General features: G+C 58.3%; 12 protein-coding genes and 2 tRNA genes. 8 read left to right on the forward strand and 6 right to left on the reverse strand.

The genetic code is table 11. The features are described 5' to 3' along the window. Nucleotides 1-18: 18 nt before the first annotated feature. The gene (locus LRP30_RS05755) at nucleotides 19-3,336 is read right to left on the reverse strand and encodes a PAS domain-containing protein (RefSeq protein WP_249759617.1); all 3,318 of its coding nucleotides are present in this window, start codon (nucleotides 3,334-3,336) and stop codon (nucleotides 19-21) included. A gap of 689 nt (nucleotides 3,337-4,025) precedes the next feature. Between LRP30_RS05755 and LRP30_RS05760 the strand changes: the two genes are divergently transcribed. The 6 genes from LRP30_RS05760 to LRP30_RS05785 all read left to right on the forward strand — a co-directional run bounded on the left by LRP30_RS05760 (nucleotide 4,026) and on the right by LRP30_RS05785 (nucleotide 9,073). Beyond that, entirely contained in the window at nucleotides 4,026-4,460 is a 435-nt protein-coding gene (locus LRP30_RS05760) for a phasin (protein WP_128931477.1), read from the forward strand. Nucleotides 4,461-4,809: 349 nt separating this feature from the next. After that, a tRNA-His gene (locus LRP30_RS05765) sits at nucleotides 4,810-4,886 on the forward strand. 350 nt (nucleotides 4,887-5,236) lie between these two features. Then, entirely contained in the window at nucleotides 5,237-5,911 is a 675-nt protein-coding gene (tenA, locus tag LRP30_RS05770) for a thiaminase II (protein ID WP_249759618.1), read from the forward strand. After that, nucleotides 5,890-5,975: transfer RNA gene (locus LRP30_RS05775), tRNA-Met, on the forward strand. Before tenA ends, LRP30_RS05775 begins: the two co-directional genes overlap by 22 nt. Nucleotides 5,976-6,254: 279 nt before the next feature. Next, on the forward strand, nucleotides 6,255-7,220 hold the full coding sequence (locus tag LRP30_RS05780) for a hypothetical protein (RefSeq protein WP_249759619.1): 966 nt from the start codon (nucleotides 6,255-6,257) through the stop codon (nucleotides 7,218-7,220). A gap of 185 nt (nucleotides 7,221-7,405) precedes the next feature. Continuing rightward, a complete protein-coding gene (locus LRP30_RS05785; RefSeq protein WP_249759620.1) occupies nucleotides 7,406-9,073 on the forward strand; it encodes a DUF4062 domain-containing protein in 1,668 nt (555 codons plus the stop codon). Nucleotides 9,074-9,159: 86 nt separating this feature from the next. On the opposite strand, the gene LRP30_RS05790 is transcribed toward LRP30_RS05785, so the two are convergent. Beyond that, entirely contained in the window at nucleotides 9,160-10,245 is a 1,086-nt protein-coding gene (locus LRP30_RS05790; protein ID WP_249759621.1) for an HNH endonuclease, read from the reverse strand. A gap of 53 nt (nucleotides 10,246-10,298) precedes the next feature. Here LRP30_RS05790 and LRP30_RS05795 point away from each other — a divergent pair, with 53 nt between their 5' ends. Both LRP30_RS05795 and LRP30_RS05800 read left to right on the forward strand, forming a co-directional pair. Beyond that, nucleotides 10,299-11,066, forward strand: a complete 768-nt coding sequence (locus LRP30_RS05795) for an integrase (protein ID WP_249759622.1) — start codon at nucleotides 10,299-10,301, stop codon at nucleotides 11,064-11,066. Nucleotides 11,067-11,818: 752 nt separating this feature from the next. Beyond that, nucleotides 11,819-12,478, forward strand: coding sequence for a hypothetical protein (locus tag LRP30_RS05800; RefSeq protein WP_249759623.1), 660 nt, complete (start codon nucleotides 11,819-11,821; stop codon nucleotides 12,476-12,478). Nucleotides 12,479-12,643: 165 nt separating this feature from the next. Here the strand turns inward: LRP30_RS05800 and LRP30_RS05805 are convergent, their stop codons facing one another. From LRP30_RS05805 to LRP30_RS05820, 4 genes are all read right to left on the reverse strand, one after another. Next, complete coding sequence (locus tag LRP30_RS05805; RefSeq protein ID WP_249759624.1) at nucleotides 12,644-14,569, reverse strand: hypothetical protein; 1,926 nt, start codon at nucleotides 14,567-14,569, stop codon at nucleotides 12,644-12,646. After that, on the reverse strand, nucleotides 14,556-19,166 hold the full coding sequence (locus tag LRP30_RS05810) for a hypothetical protein (RefSeq protein ID WP_249759625.1): 4,611 nt from the start codon (nucleotides 19,164-19,166) through the stop codon (nucleotides 14,556-14,558). The genes LRP30_RS05805 and LRP30_RS05810 overlap by 14 nt, the downstream gene beginning before the upstream one ends. Nucleotides 19,167-19,272: 106 nt before the next feature. Beyond that, nucleotides 19,273-20,223, reverse strand: a complete 951-nt coding sequence (locus LRP30_RS05815) for a nucleotidyl transferase AbiEii/AbiGii toxin family protein (RefSeq protein ID WP_249759626.1) — start codon at nucleotides 20,221-20,223, stop codon at nucleotides 19,273-19,275. Then, entirely contained in the window at nucleotides 20,213-20,806 is a 594-nt protein-coding gene (locus tag LRP30_RS05820; RefSeq protein ID WP_249759627.1) for a hypothetical protein, read from the reverse strand. The genes LRP30_RS05815 and LRP30_RS05820 overlap by 11 nt, the downstream gene beginning before the upstream one ends. Between the last annotated feature and the right edge of the window lie 68 nt (nucleotides 20,807-20,874).

Genomic DNA, 20,874 nt, shown 5'->3' on the forward strand with positions numbered 1-20,874 from the left:
GGGCCCCCCGACGCCGCTTTACGCCTTCGCCAGCGCCGGCGCGAACACCACTTCGATCAGCGTGCCGGAATTGCCCGCGCTCTTGATGTTGAACTGGGCGCGGTTGGCTTCGACCAGTGCCTTGGTCAGCGACAGGCTGAGCGCGGCGCTGTCCGCGGCATCGCCCGGCGGCGGGGTGCGGAACGGCTCCATCGCGGCGGCGACTTCGCGTTCGCTGAGGCCATGGCCGGTGTCACGGATGCGAAGCGCGATTTCGCCGCGATCGGTCAGCGCGGTCGAGACGATGACCTGGCCGCCGGCGCTCGCGAGCCGGATCGAGTTCGAGATCAGGTTCACGGTGATCTGCCGCATCGCGCGCGCATCCACTGTCACCTGCGGCAGCGCGTGCGCCAGCGAGGTGCGGATGATGATGCGCTCGCGATTGGCCTGCGGTTGCATCACCGTAACGCAGGCTTCGACGAGGTCGTTGAGATTGAGGTTGGCGAAGTTGAGATCAAGCTTGCCGGTCTCGATCCGTGACAGCTCCAAGAGATCGTCGATGATGGCGATGACGCGCTCTCCGGAGGCGCGGATGTCCTTCATGTATTCGCCGTAGCGCTCGTTGCCGAGCGCGCCGAAGCGCTCGGAGATCATCACCTCGGCAAAGCCGATGATGGCGTTGAGCGGAGTACGGATCTCGTGGCTGATACGCGCCAGCATGTCGGCCTTGGCCGTCGCTGCGCCGTCGGCGCGACGGCGGGCCTGGGTCAGCTCGCTCTCGCCCTTCTTGCTCTGCGAGAGATCGCGGAATACGGCGAAGAAGTTCGGCCCGTCCGGCCGTGTGCGGCCCATGATCATCGCCAGCGGAATCACGCCGCCTTTCTTCTCGCGGCCCAGCACCTCGCGGCCGTGGTCGAGCAGGCTGGCAATGTCCTGGCTCTTCAGGCTTTCGAGATAATCGGCGACGATCTGCTGGCTCTCCGGCGCGAACAGCGTCGCCAGATTCTGCTCGAGCAGCGCATCGCCGTCATAGCCGAACAGCGCCTCGGCGCTGCGGTTGCAGGCGTGGATGTTGCCTTCGGCATCGAACATCACAATGCCCTCGGCCGTGGTGTCCAGGATCGCGGCGAGATCCTCGGCGTCGGCATCGCCGGCCGCGGGCTCGAGGTCGGGCGCGTAGGGGAAGGATTCGGGGACAATGGTCTCCGCGATGACGGGCGCGGCGACCATTGGCGCCGCCTGCGACAGCGCGCAGATCAGCGCATGCGCGCTCTCGCCGTCCCAGTCGATCGTGTGCAGATGCGCCTCGGTGGTCGCAAGCGGCGCTTCGCCGTTCGCGATCGCCGCGCTGATCGTCACCGGCGTGCCGCCTTGCGACGTGCTGCTGGCCGTGGACACGCCCGGCTCGACATAGAGCGCGTCGAGCCCCCCGGCATGCTCCAGTGCGCCGAGGTTGGCGTAGCCCATGCGCGCGAGGAAGGCGGGGTTGGCGTAGAGCAGGCGATCGAGGCGATAGATCAGGATGCCCGTCGGCAACAGGTCGAGCAGCGCGCGGTCGCGCGCCGGCGCGCCGCGTGCGGGCGGCGCGGGCTCGCTCAGCCATTCGGCTGCGGTTTGCGGCGCTTCAAGCTCCGGCGCAGGCGGTTCGGGCGTGATCTCTGCCGCCGGTTGTTCGGATGTATCAGCCGCGATCGACTCGCGCTCGCGTTCGAGGCGCTCGGACAATTGCCGGGCGAGCTCGTTGAACGCGCTGTTCTCGACCGGCGTCAGCGTCGGCGAGCGCGCATCGCCATGCGGGCGGAATGGCACGACATTGGGAGGCGTTTCCACTGGCGTTTCCACGGACGTCTCGGGCTCGGTTGGGTGTGAAGTCACATCAGTTGCGGGTTCGGGCAGTTCAGCTTCAGGCTCAGGCTCGCCTGCAGGCGGCGCGATGGGCGGAGGCGGCGTCGCGGCCTCGGCCTCCGGCTCGGAGTCCGGCTCGACGACATCGGCAGACAGGCCGCGCTGCGCCGGCACCTCGGCCAGTCGCTCGAAGCGCCGGAGCGCTTCGAGCCGGTTGAGGCCGTCGAGATCGCGGCAGACGCCAAAGCCTTTGAAGCCGGCGAAATTGCGCTCGCGATCGTAGATCGGGAGCCCCGCGAGCTCGACCGGCAGATGCTCGCCGCCATCGGCGGGCCAGTTCACGGTGATACCGGCCCAGGTGTCGTGGCTTGCCAGCGCCTGCGCAACGCGCCCCTCGGGATCGAGCGAAAACTCCGCTGCGATCTCGCGCCAGGGGCGGCCGAAGCCGGCGGCGGTGTGCGGGCCCATCAGGCGGATGAATTCGTCGGAGAGCAGCGCAAAGCGTCCCCCGGCATCCATCTGCCACAGGAAGCGCAGCGGATGCTGATGCGGTGCGGGCGTCTCTGTGTGGCCCGACGGCAGCTCGAACATGGCTGACGTGATCGGCGCGGCCTGCGGCGACACAATGGCCTGGGCGCAGTTTTCAACCGGAGTCTTGGTGGTCTGGTCGGGCACCGGTTCTTGGAAGGCCTCCACGAGCGCTTCGCTCACGGCAGGTTCAGGCGCGGGCGTCAGCGTCTCGGCTGTTTCGCTTGCGTCGGCCGGCTCTGCGAAGGCGTCGAACAATGCGATCCCGACCGGCGCATTCTGCGATGGCGGGTCGCCCGGCATGCTTTTAGGAGCCGACGCTGCGCGCGCCTCCTGCGCGGGCTCGATCAGCGCGACGAGGCCGATATCGGCGCCGACACCGACCCGTTGCAGCACCATCTGGCCGATGCCGATCGGCGTCGCGGCGCGGCCGCAGGTCAGCGCTTCGCTGCGGGCCCGGTCGAGGCCGGCCTCAAAGAGATCGCGAAAGCCGAGCAGGGAACGGGCGGCTTCGCTGGCGCCGACGAACATCCCGTCGGGCGCGAACGCCGCCATCGGCACCTTGGCGCCAGCGACGAGACGATGCAGCCGCTCGACCAGCGGCATCGGGCGTAGCGTCGGGTCCATCGCGGCGACGAGCACGCCATGGCCGCCATCGGCAAAGTCGAGCCGCGCGCAGGCGCAGGTCATCAGCATGCCGAGCCGGGCGCCGAAGCCGCGCAGCCGCTCGAGCCGCACGGTCCCGTTCGCCGGCAGGCTGCGGGCGAGCCGGGCGACCTGGCGGCGGTGGCTGTCCGCCGGGCCGAAGATCCTGTCCGCAAGCGCGGCGGCATGCGCCGCGCCGAACAGTTTTGCGCCGACCGGATTGGCCCAGAGCACGCGCGTGCCGTCGATCGACCACAGCCAGGCGGGCAGCGCAGAGGTCGCGTGCACGGCCAGCCGGGGATCGCCCACGCCTCGCAACTGGAAATCCGAACTCTTCATCCGACCGGCTTTAAGTCTCGCTTGTCAGCGTGGGGCGGCTGCCGGGAATGGCAGCCTTAAGAAAGGGTTAGTATCGCCCGCAGGCGCGGGCAGGTCCACGGCCACGGTCTCTCACAGCCGTCCTAAAGCCGCGATAACCTTAATGGTCCCGAACCTGCAAGCCGCCGCCCGGTTGCATCCAAGGGATTCGCGGGCAAAGCCTGTCGTCAGGCCGTATGCCAGGTGACGTGCGCACGCGGCATCACCGGTGTCACCCTCCCCTGGAGGGGGAGGGTCGGCTCACATGGAGCGCAGCGGAATGTGAGACGGGGTGGGGTGACGGTGTCTCCGCGTCCGACAGTGCCCGAGTGGAGAGATCACCCCACCCCGCTCGCGCTGCGCGCGATCGACCCTCCCCCTTCCAGGGGAGGGTGGAGTGCGCGCCCGAGAATCGGTAACCCCTCAACCACCGGTTCCCCATCCCAGGAACCTCACCCTCTCCGAGATTAAATTTTCACGACGACTGGCGGATCGCATTGCGATGCACAATCTTGACATGATGCGCGGCAATAATGGCGGCACTGGGCGAGCCATCTCGTTTGTTTCGCGTTTCCAGTCTTTCGTACCCGCTTAATGCGAGGGTCCACAATCGGGGCCGGCGGGCGCGCCAGAAGGCTCACTCCATTTTTTCAATTTGCGTGAGGACAACCATGACAGGTGCGACTGATCCGTTTTCTGCCTCGATCATCCCGTTCGAGGTTCCCGAGCAGATGCGTGCGTTCGCCGAAAAGGGCGTGTCGCAGGCCCGCGAGAACTACGCCAAGTTCAAGGACGCCGCCGAGACCCACAATGGCACCGTCGAGGCCGTCTTCACCTCCGCCAGCAAGGGCGCGAGCGAGTACACCGCCAAGCTGGTGGAGTTCATGAAGGCCAATAGCAGCGCCCAGCTGGACTTCGCCCAGCAGCTGTTCGGCGCCAAGTCGCCGTCGGAAGCGCTGGAGCTGTGGACCGGCCACGCCCGCAAGCAGCTCGAGACCTTCCAGTCCCAGGCCAAGGAACTGGTCGAGCTCAGCCAGCGCGTCGCCGCCGAGACCGCCGAGCCGATCAAGGCCTCCGCCTCGAAGTACTACCCGCCCGCCGCCTGAGCGGCGAGGCCGGTTTGAGTTGAGAAACCCGGGCCTTAACGGCCCGGGTTTTTTTTCACCTCTCCCGCTTGCGGGAGAGGTCGGCGCGTCCGGGCGATGCGAAGCATCGTCCCGCGCGCCGGGTGAGGGTTCTCTCCCCACGGGGAGTCTCCCAGCAGATGGAGATAGGCAGCGCAGCCCCCTTATCGTCGCCATCAAGCCCAATTTCATCGCGCCGAGGGTGATTTCCGCTGGTTTTTCGTCCGTTTGCGGCCTTGCCAAAAACGCCCGTTGCACCTAGTTTCCGCCCCGTCCAGCCCCCTTAGGTCGCCGGCCTTTTCAGGCCCGCCTTGGAGCGGCTCGCCAGGATGCAGTTGTAGCTCAGTTGGTTAGAGCGCCTGTCTGTGGAACAGGAGGTCGGTGGTTCGAGCCCACCCAACTGTACCAGCGAAATCAATAACTTGCTCAACTCTTCACGCGAAGTGGACGACCCCTAGCTACCATATAGCTACCACGGCGATCGAAACACGGTGTGGTTCTAAAAACAGTCATTCGTAATAACGAGGTCATAGGTTCGAGTACCGTTTGCGACGCCACCCGACCTGACGAAATTTCTCCCCAGTCCTTGCGGGACTCGCGGTGTAATAACGTGGGAACGCAAGTCAGTCCCGGCGACCGACGGCAAGCGCCGTCGAACTGGCGGCGGCTGTCAAGGTCAGCGTCCACCCGGCTCGCAATGCGCTATCGGTAGCGGGCCAAAAGACGTTCATGGAAAAGCAAGCCAGGCGAAAAGCATCGTGAGTTTCTTCGAGCGTCTAAAGACAGAAGCATCCGCTGAGTGGCGGGCCTACACTGAGCATCCGCTCACGAACGGATTGGCAGACGGCTCGCTCCCCGAAGCGGCGTTTCGTCACTACCTTGTTCAGGACTACTTGTTCCTCATCGAGTTTGCTCGCGCCTACGCGCTCTCAGTCTACAAGTCGCCTAAACTTGCCGACATGCGTGAAGCAGCGGCCGGCCTTTCGGCCATCCTTGATGTCGAAATGAACCTGCATGTGAAGCTTTGTGCGGGTTGGGGGCTATCCCTGAGCGACCTTGAACAAACCTCTCCGGCGGTCGAAATGCTGGCCTACACACGCTACGTGCTCGACGCTGGAATGCGCGGCGATCTGCTGGCACTCAAGGTGGCGCTTGCCCCCTGCGTGATCGGGTACGCGGAGATCGCCACGCGGCTCGCCTCGCGCCCCGATGCGGACGCTGCGACGAACCCCTATCGCGTTTGGATCGCCGAGTACGCCGGCGGGCCATACCAGGAGATCGCAGCAAAAGCGCGGGCGCACCTGGAGCATCTCGCCGATCTCTACGCCACGCCGGCCCGCGAGGCAGAGCTGATCGCGATCTTCAAGGAAGCCACCCGGCTCGAGGCAGGCTTCTGGGAGATGGGCTGGCGCGCGGGCCAGCGTGTTGAATAGGCCTTCGGCAATCGTCGGGCTCATAACCTGAAGGTCATAGGTTCAAATCCTATCCCCGCAACCAAGATTTGATAGCAGTATCAATGAATTAGCCCGCCTCTGGCGGGCTTTTTCATGCCTTACAAATCATTCGTATTCTGTTCGAGCGAAAACCATTTCTTCCCAATGGGTTAGCGAAATTCCGATGAGGATTTCCAAGCTCTCCCAAAAACTCCACGGCACAAAACTGGCACAAAACGGCACAAAATCCTTGTGTGAATTTGAGCGTGGCCGACGGTCCAAATAGGCGCGCTCCGGTTGCACTTCATTGCTAGATTCAGCTGTCGTCAAAGGAGCCACGATAGTGACCGAACCGCGAAGCAGTCAGGCACGGGCGATGCGCCTCCTTAAAGCGCTCTATGATCACAGCAAAACATCATCCGATCCCGCTTTTGTAGAACACCTAGCAAGCGGCGCCGGTTTGACGGAGCAGGAAGCTCATTATGCTTGGAGCTACCTGAAAGATAAGGGGTTGATTCAGACGTTTAGCGTTCCGCACACGGCTCGCATTAACGCTCACGGAATTGATGCCATCGAAGAAGCCGAGCAGCATCCAGACCAACCGGCTCGATCCTTTCCAGCGGTCACGTACAACATTGTAAACAACACCGCCAACATCGGAACGGCCGTCAATTCTCCTGTGCAGCAGACGGCCGAAAGTTCTCAACCAGACCAGTCTAAGAGCGCGTCGACCAAGAAAGCTTTCATCGAACGCCTGACGAGTCGAACAACCGCGTTGACCGCTCTGCTAGTTGCGGTCACAATCTTACTGGCCGCGATACCGCCAGTTCGCAAAGCGGCGACTGATGTCTATTGCAGCATCGTTCCTTGTCCGGCGCCTTCCCCGAGGCCGCCTGTGCTTAGTCCGTCGCCAACTGCTGCGCCCCCAACCAGCGATGCACCAGCAACAAAGCAGTTTCTTTTCGACACCTTCGACACGCTTGATGGTAGCCGCTTGAAGTCCGGCACCATTAGCCAAATAAAAGTTTCGGTCGTCGACAATAAGGGAAAGAAAGCCGACACGTACGTGGCTGAATGGTCATGGTCAGGCAGTGGGGGAACGCAGGGTGGCTCACAGACGGTGGTTATCGATCTGAAATCAGCAATCGGTGCGAACGTTGAATCCCTGAGGTTTCCGCTTGACCGCAGTAATTGCTACTACCCCGGCAATCCGCAGCGCTTCGCGGGCGATTTGAAGAATGCCGCAAGTCTAGTGGCAAGCATCCAGGTCTCGGTGACCACCGTTGAAGGTAGGCAGGGTCGCTGTTGAGCTGGCCAAAATCGACATACACGGGAGCGGATTTTGATTCCACCAGCTGTGACGGAGACTCCACGCAGCATGGACGCAGCATGATCTGGGAAAAGTCACAGCTATTCGACTCGCATGAAATTTCCTTATAGTCGTCGCCTGACGCGAGCTTTTGCAGTTTTGTCGAACTAGGTAACAATTCGCCAATGGGCTTTTCACCGAACGTATTTCTGAGCTCGTCGTGCTACGAACTGCGGGATCTTCGCGCCACCGTTCGCCAGTGGTTAAGCGACCGGGGCTTCAATCCGATCCTAAGCGAGGCCGGCGACTTCCCACATGCGGATGGGATGCCGCCCTACGCCGCCTGCCTTCCGACCCTCGAAGAATGTCCACTCGTCATCGGCGTCATCGACCGATATTACGGCCACCCGTTCGACGATTGGGGGCCGTATCCGCGCTATGCGGGGCTCGCTCCTACGCACGCCGAATTGCGGCATGCGCTAGACATGGGCAAGAGGGTTCTTCTTTATGTCCACGACGATACATGGACATTTTACGAAGTCTGGCGCAAAAATCCGACCGCATTTGCTTCGTCGCTACCTACGGGGTTGGACATCCGTACGTTGGAGATGTTTCACGAGTTGAAGAGGCGCAATCCCGCGCCTTGGATCAATCATTTCAGCAACGCCGCGACACTTCTCTCGTCCCTCAACGGCGAGATTATCAATCAACTGTACCACTATCTGCGTGAGCGAGAGAAAGAACGAACGGACCTCTCGCAATATCTTCTAGTCAAGTTAGAGGATGCGCCGCCCGCGACCCGCAAGCGGATCGCGGAAGCTCTCAACGAAGATCTCGTTCTTGAGCGCGATGCTTTGCAGGCGAGGGTCGCCGAAATCGACGCCGATCTCGAACGCGTCGCGGGCGCCTCGCGCGAGAGGATCGAAAGCTTGGAACAGCAGAAAGGCGCAGCTGAGCGACGGCTCTCGGAAGTGATGCAGCAGGCGACGGCTACCCGAAACCTTGTTGCCCATTCGGCTGCAAAGGATGCCGTCTGGTTGGACCATATTCGCCGGACGATGATGCCACCCCAGCCGAGCCGGGTGCCCTTCCACCATTCGGCAGAGGTTGCCTTGCGGGGCTATCACGCAGCCGCCGGTGGGCAGCTCGTTAAGCCTACTTTGTCCAGCGTGACATGGGAGACGCTATCGTACGTTGAAAATGGCCTTCACCGTGGATACCGCGCAGGGATCGTCTTTCGGGGCATGAATTTTGTACCTGGGATTACGTGGACGACGCGGCGTAGCGGCGTTGAAAGCGAGTCCAGTCATGCGCAATCTTGGCGTTTGCCGAATATCTATTGGGGCAACTACCTTGAAGTCTCGTCTCATGACGATCCCGTCGAAAGTCCTTTGTCGTGGCGAGGCTACGAATTTCAAGTTCGCAACCCCGAAGGCCAAGCTTCTGAGTGGGTCAAGTTTACCTATCCCTTCGACGATTCCACGCTGGAACGGATCAGGCTTGAGCAACTCCAGAAAGGACGCGAACTTCTTTCCAACAATCAACCCAACGATGCGGTTGAACCCCTGCGGAGGGCCTACGTCTTTTCCGATCGAATGCTCGGCGTCGAGCATCAAGAGACATTACAGATCAAGGGCGAATGGGAGCACGTGCGCCGCGAGGCGGCGCTGGCAAAATTGCGTTTTCGTGTCGGAGACCCCCTAGTCGTGAAGAACGGTCCGCTCGCCGGAAAATCAGGTGTTGTCGAGCGATTGCTCCTCAATCACGTGCATGCCTATTTAATAAAGCCGGCCGAAGGCGAGCCTTTTCAGGCGTCAGATGCGCAAGTCGAGCGGTCGCAGCCGGGTGAGTAGCGCGCCCGAAGAGTTCCCCCGATAAGCGGAATCGACGATGGCGGGATGCGTGTGCCGAACGGAACAGATTCCGCACCATCTGCGACTTACCTAAAGATAGGCGTCAGCGAACCAGCGCAAGTCTGCGGGTTGAAACTCAAAATCACGGCTTCGACCGGCTGCGGTTCGTTTTCAAGCGATGACCAATTGAGATGAACCGGCTTTCCGTAGCGAAATGCAATGGTCGCAGGGCCGTCCGGATCAAATATGATGTTAGACCATTCGATGTTGATCGAGTCAGTGGGCACAGGCGGGAGATGATCTTCCAGATGATCAGACATGAGGTCTATTTGCAGGCAAATTGAACCCGCACTGAAAATGAAAAGTATATGCGGAACAACGTCAGTAGGGTTTGTTCGACGAAGCAAAGCTCCGACGGCAATGGGTGGCGCCTTCCCAACGGAAGCGAATGACATGCCTACGTCGAGATTGGGAAAATCGACCATGTCGTCGGCATCGAGCAGCCAGGCGCGAAGCTTGGTATAGTGATCCAGCTCCTCCTCGGGCAGCAGCGCGATGCCCATCTTTACGAGCGCCTTGTAAGCCCGGCGCGGTCTAAATGGCGCGTCCGCGACCGGCATATTCATGCGGAGAAGACCATCCGCGGTCACCGAAAGGTGCTGAGCGGGATCTGCATTGGTTGCAAACATATTTATTCCCTGCCCGTCAGCTCCGCCACGCCGCGATATTACCGCGTCACCCTCCGAGCGTCCCGTTTGCCGGACCTTGTTGGATTTTCCCTTCACTCCACCAAGTGTCAGGAATGGGCTGACCGCTCTCGTTATAGCGTCGTCGTATTTTGAGAATATCTGATTGCAGGCATCGCATTCGTCCCGTGAAATAATCCACTTGTTGCCGAGAGCTTCTGGGAACGCGTGGACCACTGTTCGGAAACGAGCGCGATCTGTTTGGCCGCAATAGCGGCATCGCCCTGCTGTTCCGAGGAACACAGTACCTCCACCGATCGATCCCTTCACCTGCGCTAGCAACGAATAGCGCCCGCCCAGAACAGCGTCGCCTATCCGTGGTCCTTTATCCATGCTGTCCTGCAACTCGGTCTGATTCGTGTGACGTCGATAACGCGGCTCCGACAATCCGCATCCTCGCGATACAATTAGCGCGGTTTGTTGCATGCTCTCCGTCGTTGTCGGCGACAATTAGAACCGCGCGGAAGGAGTTTATCACGGTGCTCGTTGAACTGTATCGCCTATATCGCGAAGCGCTGGACGCCACCGTTCACGGAGCCCAGCCCGTCGAGTATGACTGGGGCAAATTGCCGAATCCCCTGAACGGGGTATGGCTGCCCTACAGCGAGATGTTCAATGAATTCTCACGCGAAATCGCAAACAGCCTCAATACATTGAATGACTACAGTCTTCGTCTGAGGGCCTGGAATGCTGTGATCGCTCCTATGGACGACAAGGAGAAGCTCGATACCGTCCATGAGTTTATAGACCCAATTGCGACTATTGGACTGAACTTGCCTTATGTGATCCGATCGCGGTTCATATTTGCGGCTGCGCATTTGTCTCATCAGGCAAGCCGATCACGTGAGGGTGCATCGTGGCGAGACGATTTTCCTCTGGATGGAGAGGTGTATTTTAAGGCGGCGGACAAATTCGGAGCGCCATGGGAAGCGTACTCTGCATTCAAACGATGTGTAGAGAAATTTGGCAATAAGCAATATCAGAGCGCAACGCGTGATTTTCGAAACGCATATAACCACCGGCTCTCGTCGCGCTTCGTCATCGGGATCACACAAATCGTCACACGCGAAGTCGATGCGGAAGCAAAATCCATTCGCTATACATTTGGTGGCATGCCGGCCCTTGGCCTAGACTTTGTCGCCGGGCTCTTGGATGAACAATATCAGCTTGGTACGGAGGCATTCTTGGCCTTCCAGGCGTTGGTCCGAGAACACGAAGCGAGTATCTCCAAGAACAACATCGTCTAACGGCCCGATCCGTAAAGTGGTGAGCCTGATTGCAGTTTCTAGAAACTCATGCCTCGAAATCACCCAAGGGTCCCCAATCGGGAATGGGGGAAGATGCTCGGGCTTTACCGCAGCGATCTGCAAGAATTCATCGCTAAGAGACGTACGAGTTAAGGTCCGCATTGTACCCAGCCGGGGGTCATAGAAGCTCCACCCAACCTGCCCGCTATCTACATCCCAGCAGCTTGTCGGATAGTGGGACGGTGCGGCGCCGTGATGGCTCTTCGCTTCATGTTTTGCCAACGGCATTCGCAGCGCCTCCAACTTCTGGAACACCGGCAGCAGTCTCGAAAATTCTGGTGCTCGCGATGCGCGGACCGTCCGCAGGACTTCATAGAGGCCAAACACCCACAAGACGGAATGGGCCGAACACTCCGACAAGAGCCAGTCGCGCGCCTTTTTGCCGGCGTGGTCCTTGATGAGCGCGGCGAGCCTACTCTCCATATCCAAGATCAAGCGTTCCGCATATCCAAGCGTCTGAACGCTGAGACTTGCGTAAGGACATTCAGTGCTGTTCAGCCAAAGAGAGGCGTATATCCAAAGCCTCCGTCGCTGATCAAAGTCCGCTGGTATCGGGTCGGAAATTCCTTCGTTCATAATCGCCACCCAATAGCTAACGATCTTCGGGAATAGACTTTGACAAGCTTGCGCAGATTCGATGAGAATGCTCGTTCTGATTGAGTTCATATATTGCGCTTTTTGTGAGCTTTCAAATGGACCTGCAATTGCCACCCGGGCTCAAGAGCATTATTCGCGATCGATACCTGGCCGGGATAGCTGATGCAGAAGCAAAATACCGGTTTAGCTCTGCCGACGAAGATTCGCTGTCGGGTGCCCTCGGCAACAACCTCTCGATGGCGCAGCCTTTAGTTTTTAGTGATGGGATGCGCCGGTATGAGTTCCAGATCTCGTACCAAAAGATTAGAGGCAGAGGTCGCGGCGCGCCAGAAAAGTCTCTCGGCGCGGACGGCATCTTTCAAATTGAGGTCCGCGACGAAAATGGGGAGTGGCGAAAAGGACTTCCATTCCAGTCTAAGAAGCAATGGCGATCGACAGACGGGAAGTTGCTGACGCAAGCGCAGAACATGATCGAGACTACGGGTGGGGGGATCGTAATCGACTATCGGCCCAATCAGTATGCCGCATGCCTCGCACAAGACGTGGTGCATAGTCACGCCAATAGAAAGTTGATCGACCAAGCGGGTGCAGCTCAACCGCTGGGGCAGCTACTCGGGGATGATTTCCTCGATTGCAAAGTCGGCCAAGCGGGCTTGTTCTTCGATCCTACAACGGAGACCTGGCAAACCGAGGTCGCCGTGCCGCCTCCGCTCCCCGAACACGTTATAACAACTCATGTTTTTGCGACGAGCTAATGGGCATTGTACCAGACGCAGATTCGAATCCTTCCGCTCCGCGTCATTCTGAATAATGTGAGTTTTGAGCCAGTTCCGACGAGGGAGTCCTTCGAGCCTCACGGTGGCTCCATGCAGCATGAGATCGCTTTGCGCCTCGACTTCTGGCTCGAGCCAGTGACGTCCTTAGCTGGCTTCAGCTGTTTTCACCTCCGGTGGGCAGCAGGCGAAAGCAGCCTGTAGTGCCGCATCGGCGCGCGACGTTGTTTGCAAAAGCGTGGGCTCGAGCTGCCGAAGCACCTCGATAAAATTCCAGAGGGTGGTGATACTGTCACGCGACATGTCTTCAAACGAAAGTTCGGTTGCGCAGTCGCCAATATACTTTCCCCAGTCCGAAAGCCCGGCGGACGCTGGGGCGGCAAGCAGGCAAATGCGGAAGGCGTTTTCTTGACTGATCTCAATATCCGGCTTTCGCCTCACCGCGCGCATGAGGATTTTGACCTCGTTAGCCAATTTCGCGCTTCGAGTTACCGAGGCGACGATCGCAAGCCCGACGAGTAAGTGAAATGCTTCGTCTGAAGACTTGATATTCGGTAGTTCGTATTTCGCCCGCGCGAGACCTTCAGCCGCAAGCCGTGCAAACTCCCCATCGAGTGGATAGAGCAAAGCGCTATTTACGAGCGTGACAAATGACTTTGCCGTGAGCGTTTCGCTTCGGAGCATCTCGTTGAGATTATCCTCGATCTCTTGAGGCATCGTGGCGATCGATGGTTGGCCTCCCTCCAATGGTCCGGGCAGGAACGAGAAAGGAAACGAGACCTGGGCGACAAGACTGCTGCTCGACGCGCGATCAAACAATTCCAGAGAACCGTCTCCCAACATGGTGCCAGCATTCTCGGGGGCAGCAGCGACAATTCTCCCGATAAATTCTGCTTTCAACTGTGATGCCGATAAGAGATCGGGACTCCAGCGCGGCTCTCGTCGCATATCGACGAAGGTTTGCAGATAAAAATGCAATCCGCGGCTTTGTCGACACCATGCGATGAAGTCGTCGGGAAGCATATTCACCGCCACAATTGCGCGCTCGATAACAGACGCGTGCGCAATGGCGGCAAGTCGGCGCCAAAACGGCTGGCGCTCCCGACAGATACCGGTGCGTGCGAGTTCCCCATCGACAAGCATGATGAGTGCGCAAAGAAGTTCCAGTCGGCCGGTCTCACTCGTAAGGTCGTCCGATCGAATGGTCTGTATGATGTTCCGAAGGTGGGGAGCCAGTTGAGGCATTTTATGCAGATGCCTAAGTCCACATTCGACTACGCCGACCTGAGTGAAACGATCACCGGCATGTTCGGCCCAGTCGAAGAACTCGAGAACCTTAGCGGGGTCAACCGCCTCCAGCGCGATGCTCTGAGGACCGAAAGAGTGGCTCGATAATAGAAATGCCGCTGGGAGATCGAGCCCCGGTCGTTCTTTCGTGGTATGCTCAAAGAACTGCTTGAGATCGTGCTCCGGTGCCGGCTTTCCGACAAGACGATCGAAGTACGTCACCTCGTCCGGAATGAGCGCATCTATGCGGATATTCTTGCGGCGTAAAGATTTCTCAATCGCCGCAGAAACATATCTCGGCGTCAAGCGAAATTGCTTGAGCAGTCCATCAACCTCCTCGTCGTCAATCTCCCGATCCGCAAGTATCCGTCGCCACGCCCGCAAATCCTCGTCGCTTACGCCGTGCCTCTTCGTTTCAGCGTCAAACCAGGCAAGCCGATTATCTACATTAGGATGCAAACAGCTGAAATCAGGTATCAAGTATGTTCGCTCGGCGGCGGTAATCCGAATTCCATGCTTCTCTTTGTCGAGCGCGATGTTCCAGCTCTGATTGTTTCGGTCGATTATCTCAGCGCTCGCTACATTCTCCGACAGAAGTGCACGAATGTTCTTAAAAAGAGTCGATCTCCGAAACGCGACACCAATTTCATCTAACTGGATAACAGCATCGACGCTGAGCCCGACTTCGTCACGGAAGTTCTTGCTTTCCAGGGCAGATATCCGAAGCGACGGCGGAAAGAGCGCGAGGCCAGCGACGGCAGCTTCTCTCGTATCAATTGTCGTCATCACCGACCCCATTGTTGCTGCCCTTTGACCCGGCGATAATGACTGATCTGACCTGTTCGACGAGCTCGGTGTAAACGATCGGCTGCTGCTCTTTCAGAGGCTCCAGCATAGCTTTCGCGTGCCAGTCCCAATATCGCTGTCTGGTTTTCGGCTGCACATTTTTGTTTAGTAGGCTTAGGGCCAGCACAAACCCACGAAACCGATCGTTAGCCGATCCTGGCTTCTCCGCTTTTCCATATTGGGATGCCCAATCGCGGATGTCGAATTGCGCTGACAACCAATTCGACTTGGCAGACGCGACTTCAGCGTCGATGTCGTCTCGCCACTGCGCTCTGATGACCTCAATAAAGACGAAGGCGAGATTATCAAGCCATGCTCTTTCCTTCGGCCATTGCAGGCTCCCCGTGAGCCGTGCCAGTAAAAGGTTCTCGCGTATCGCCTTAAGTTCGGCCGTTTCTATGATGGCGCCATCGACGACATTTGCGGCGCTCAATAGATCAGCAAGCTCGTCCACGCGTAACGGCACGAAGCAATAGCCGGCACGTCGCAACATTGTGACATGTTCTCGGAATTCGGGCGGCTCGAATAGGAACGATAGAGCGTCGTAAGTTGTCCATATCTGCTTCGTGCCAAAATCCCCCGTTACGTTGCCATGCTGATTGAAATGGCGGTCGTCAATTATCAATACGTCAGCGATTTTCGCGGCGTTCAGTATCTCGAAGCTTGGATGACTTTGAAGGCGGTCACTCTGATTGCCTTGCTCCGTTACCGACGGTGCGAGAGCGACCTTTCCACTTGCAATACCCACCGCGAGAGACTGCCGCACGTCATCGATAATCGAGAGCGCGCGGCGAGATAGATCTTCATATCTCACAAAATTGTCGCTCTGATCGATGTCGGTCGGCAGTACAATTGCAGCAAAGCCGGCGTCGCGCAATTTTCGGAGAATACCGAGGTGCTGAAAATAGGTCACCGATAGGCCATCGAGATACAATCGTGCTCCCGGACGAACCGGAACAGCGGTCGGCCACGGTGTCTCATGAAGCTTTAAATATGATCGAGCACGTTGCTCTTCTGCCTGCGTAAGTTGGCCGCGCTGTACCAGCGCCGTCACAACCTCCGCGCAGCTACACAAATGATCCGCATAGTTGCTCAGATCCGCAGCTTCTTCCATCAATGACCCAATCCGATGGACGGGTGCTGATCTAACCACGAGCCTCTGAGGTCCGTTGTCGTGCGGGAGGGTTGCCTCGGCCAGTAGCGCAGCAAGGTCAAAACCGACCTCGGATGCAAGCACGTCATCCACTGGTGCGGTTCGCTCAAGCCTCGTGAGATGCTTTGACCCCAAGAGACTTTTGATCTCACGGGCCTCGTCAATTCTGCTTGGTTGGTGAAACTGAATGCGCTGACGTTCTTCAAACAGCCAGCCCAGCGTGGAATGCGGGATGATAACCTTTTCAAAGCGAGCAAAAACCTGCTCGGTCAGCTTCAGAAGCCCTAGCGTCATGAGCGCGGTCGGGTCGAGCGCTACAGACTTGGCGTTCGATCTGAATAGTCCCCGGGCTGCACTATACGCGTAAACCGCCGTCCGCCTGCGTGGATCCACAATCTCAGGGTTTGCGATTGCTGGCATCATAAATAAGTCGAACAGCGTGCGATGAAGGAGATGCCCTGCCGCGAATATCGGGAGGTCGCCGGCCAGCAGCTGTTCCGTCGTGCGCGTTTCTCTTGTTTGCCATTCGGGGTGGAGGTCGACGATGTCTTTGAACGACATCCTCTTCACGGGGCCGTTGTCGCCCGACAAGATGGCGGCTCTTTCGAGCCATGTTGCCGTCTGCGCGTCTTCCCATCCTGCGCTTACGGCGGCTCCGTAGCATCCAATATAGATGTCAGGATCGTCATCTGCATGCGTGGCTGCCTCGATAATCAGTTCACGCGCGCGTGCTGATCCGAGCTGACGGGCGAGCTGTCCGGCTCTAAGCAGCTCCCCTGCCGTTCGATCATTGCGATGGTCCCACTCATGCTCGACGAAAGCGCCAAGCGTGGTCCAATCGCCGGATGCTATGGCCAGGTTTACTTGTAAAATGCGGTCATTTGCATCGTCGCGAACGGCGCGAAGCCGCGCCAGCGCTTCTTGAGCTGCATGTAGATCGCCGGTCCGAAACAAAGCCCACGCCTGTAGAGCCGCAAGAAACGACGATTGGGCGACCAAATCAGGGTGTTGGGCGAGAGTAGTAATAAGGTCGTCGTAAGCCTTCGTCTCGAACAGGGCTTCGCCGAAGGCTCGGAGCGCGCTTAGGCCGCGCGTACGGTTGAAGAATTCACCCCCATATGTGACCAATCGGGGCCAATCATGTAGCTCGACAAGTCGGTGGACCAAGTTCGCGAGGTCGGCCAACGAATTGCTCTTCTTAAATTCCTCCTCCCGTGCCTCGACGGGATTTGCCCCTCTTGCTTCCGTTATAAGCCGTTCAAGACGACCGCGTTCGCCCACGAGATCGGCCTGATGTGGGAGTTGCTGCAAACGCTGCTCGGCCAAGTCGGCTTGTCCCGAGTTCGCGAGCATTTCGATTTCGACAGCCGCGACATAGAATGGATTCAGATATCTCTCTAATTGAGGCTTGTGCTTCTGAATGTAGTCGGCTGTCTCCCGCGGCGACTGCTTCGTAAGCGCCAGACTGAACCGCGCGAGCGCCACATCGAGCGAGTTACCGTCCGTCAACGTATCTTGACGATCGATCTCCCGCTCCACGGCTTGCAGATCGAGACGCAATCCAAACTGGAGAGCGAGCGGCAATCGCCGTAGGGAGTGAGCCGGATCTCGCATGCTCGCTTCCAGATCGCTGCGCGCTCCTGGTAGCGTGGCGGGATCACGCAGACGCAGCCACAGCGCGCGGTCGTTCGCATCGTTGCTTACTCGTGTGCATCCAAGTGCGGATGCGAGCATTGCGGTCTGTTCATAGAGGGCGATCGCCGTTCGGCGTTCATCCAAAGACGGAGCATCGTCGGCAAGCGGGATCGACGCCGAGTCAAACGGCAGTTGCCAGAAGATGGCTTGCCGTAGTTCCAATGGTGTAGCTTGAACGAGATGCGCGCCGGCTGAGAGATAAGCAAGTACGGGAGTTTGCTCGTAATCGCTGGATGTCAATGTCCGAACCAGGTTGAGCGCTTCATTCCATCGAGCGTTGTCGAGATATTGCTTCAGTACAAAGAATTTTCCGTCGGATGACATCAATTCCGACGAAAGACCTGCTCCGGCCAACCAGGTCAAGGGATCACGGCCGTCCTTAGCATTCACGACAATGATGAACGCGGCAGCGCGTGCGTCGGCAGAATCCAGTCTTGACAGTTTCTGAAGGGCCGTCGAAACCTCGTTGTTGTATGAATCGGCCAGTGCTTCCGCGATCGAGACACCATCCGTGCGAACGAGCCGCTTGGCTTCACCGAGGATTCGCAGGGCCTCCGCACGGTCTGGTTTTGATAGTAAGAGACGTGCGCACCATGCAAGAGCGTCAGCCTTAAGTTCGGTCGAAGTCGCTCTTAGTTGGCCGCTGAGCAGATCTTGGGAGAGTTGAAGGGCTTCCTCCGAGTGCGTTGAATCAACGAAAAAGCGCATGCGGCGAATGCGTTGCACGCGTCGGGTGGTTTCGGCATCCACGAGCGAGCTTGGCAAGTCAGGTGCGGATGAGATTGGTTGAGGAGCTGACAATAGTCGTTCCTCAATTCGCGCAACAGCGGCGGTCGTGCTTCGTGTCGAAGTGGCAATGTCTTGCAAGAGAGCTGGATCGGCCAGGAGCGTCTTGCGCTCAAGCGGTTTCTTCAGTTGATCGCGAACATGGCGGTAGACTTCGGATGCGGGCGATTTCGGGGATGCGATCTGAAAATGATCGGCGTCGATCGGAATGGGAGCCGAGGGCAGACCCACATCCCCGCTATCTGGCTTGACGATCATCCCTAGCCAGCGGACAGGTCGCGTTTCGACAAGGCATTGGGTGTCAATTAAAGTTTGATGAGCGTATGCTCGATAAAACTGATTTAGATCGCGAAGATCTGGATCATTGCGGAGGAGGCCCTGCGCTGCATTTGAGAGCCGAGCGAGCAATCCCAAACGCGCTCCCCAACTGGCGAGATCTGCACCACGATGAGGCGTCCCCAGGAAAGTGACCCGATGGATACGGCTTAGAAAATCCGCAATGGCTGGTTCGGTACGTGCTCGCTCGTTTGCGATGCGCAACATCTGCTCGAAGATCAGGCCGCCGAAGCTGTGCGTAACGAAGGCTATCTCTCCGACCTTCAGGTGCTCCTCGGAGAGGAGCAAGGGGAGTATATTGCTGGCGCGATCGGCGCGCGCCATGGAGTGTCCGCGCCAAAGAGTAGGAGCGGCGTCGTACTCTATGCTCCAGATTCCGAGTTCGGCGATGTCCTTTGAGAGCCACAGTGGCCAAAACTCTTCCGGAATGCCGGACGACATCCAGGGAGCGTGACCAACGCGCTTGAGGCCGTGGATAAACACCACATGCCTGCTCATTTTCTCGGTCGTTGACTTGAGAAAAATGTCCGCCAGTGCCCCCTCCGCGTATGGCGACGCGATCAGCACGGAAATCTAATGAGATCGGCCGATTCTTAGGTCCATAATAGCCCATTCGGGTCTTAGTAGTGTAAGCGTTCGTCTTGAACGCGCCTGGAGCCTGAAGAATCGAAAACTAAAGTCTATCGATCGACTTTTCGATTTCGGCAAGCATCTGCTCGAAGGTCGGCTTGCCCGCGTAGTAGAGCGCGCTGCTGCGCTCATAGGCATTCGCGAATGTCGTTCGTGTCTTGGGATCGCTCAGAAGGAAGGCCTCATTCTCCGCAATGTTCTGGTTGTCGGCCTGGCGAAAGCGTGCCTGCTTGTGAGCCTTATAGGCGTTCGTGCCGATGAACTTCTGAACCTCAGGCTGCTTGAGCAACTCATGGATATCGTAGTAGTGGCGCATGAACCCGACCGGATCGCTGCCATCTGCCTGCTGCGTGCGGAATTTCGTTGAGACGGTCTGAAGCTTTTCAACGAATGTATAACCGGCGTCATAGCAAGGCACCCCCATGGCGCGGTTGTCGATGACGTCCACATTGCTTGCAACAGCCCGGTCGTAGAGCCATGAGCTGATGTCCTTTGGTGCGTTCGGAGCCACGGTGTCGAAACCGACCTCCAGCAGGACGCCCTCCCGGAGACCTTCCATGGCCTCGACGACTGTCGCGTAATTCAGCTTGATGCCGGCGCTGCGATAGTTCGGCAGATCGTCGAAATCGGTGTCACGTTCGACCTTAGTGACGCCGTCAATCCTGATCTCGCCAGTTAACCAATCGTAGAAGTCTATTCGGGTCTTGATCTGCGCTGTGCTGTTCTGATTCTTACCGACCTTCACATCCTGGCCGGGGAACGGTTCGATCAGGATGTCGATGTCTTCCGAAAACCGGCCGATGATCTTGTGGCCCTTGGAAAGCGACGTGCCGCCTTTGAGCTGAAATGTGAAGCCGAGTTCATCAAGCCCATAAAGGCAGTGCATGATCCAGTAGTCTTTTTCGACCAAGGCCGGATCAATGCCCTTCTCGTCCGCCACAATCCGGATCAGATCCGCAAATTGCGGATGGTTGTGGAGGAAATCACGCGGCATGCAATTCGTTGCCTCTCAGCGCGCGTTCAAAGAACTTCTTCGCCCGCTCGCTTCCGTACTCGCGCACTGCACGACGCAAACGCTGCTGGTCGGATTCAGCAGCACGCTCCGCCACGCGCTTGAGAACCTCGTCCTTGGCCTCGGCAAGCTGATCAACGTTATTGACGAGATCAACGAGCAGAAATTCCTTCGTCAGTGACTTGGGAAAGCGCGGCTTTGCTCGGAAAGCAAACTTTCGATTGCCAAGCTGAAATTCGCCGTGGCGCTTGTGATTGTAGACGACGGTCCTGTCATACAGCTGCGTCGTACCGACCCCCAAGCTGTTATAGGCATTGGGAGAGGCCAGCAGAAACTGATCGTCCTTGAGAAAGGCGCCAACGACCTCCTTATCCGAGGCGGGAGCCGGACCGAAAGCGGTTTCTTTCGGATAGGCGTAGAGTCCGCCCGAGAGCTTCTTGAGCGTGCCCTGCTCAACCAGCTGCTTGAGATGCCGGTCGACAGACGTCGACCAGCGCGCGAGATCAGCACGCCGGTAAACATTCCCCGGCTTTAGATGCCTCTTGAGTTGTTCGAGCTTCGTCATGCTCGCCAATATAGCCCAAAATTGATCATTTTGCAAGTTTTCTTATTGAAAAATCATGCAAATTATAC

Origin of the sequence: Bradyrhizobium sp. C-145, assembly GCF_023375135.1 — a bacterium.
Classification (GTDB): domain Bacteria; phylum Pseudomonadota; class Alphaproteobacteria; order Rhizobiales; family Xanthobacteraceae; genus Bradyrhizobium; species Bradyrhizobium zhanjiangense.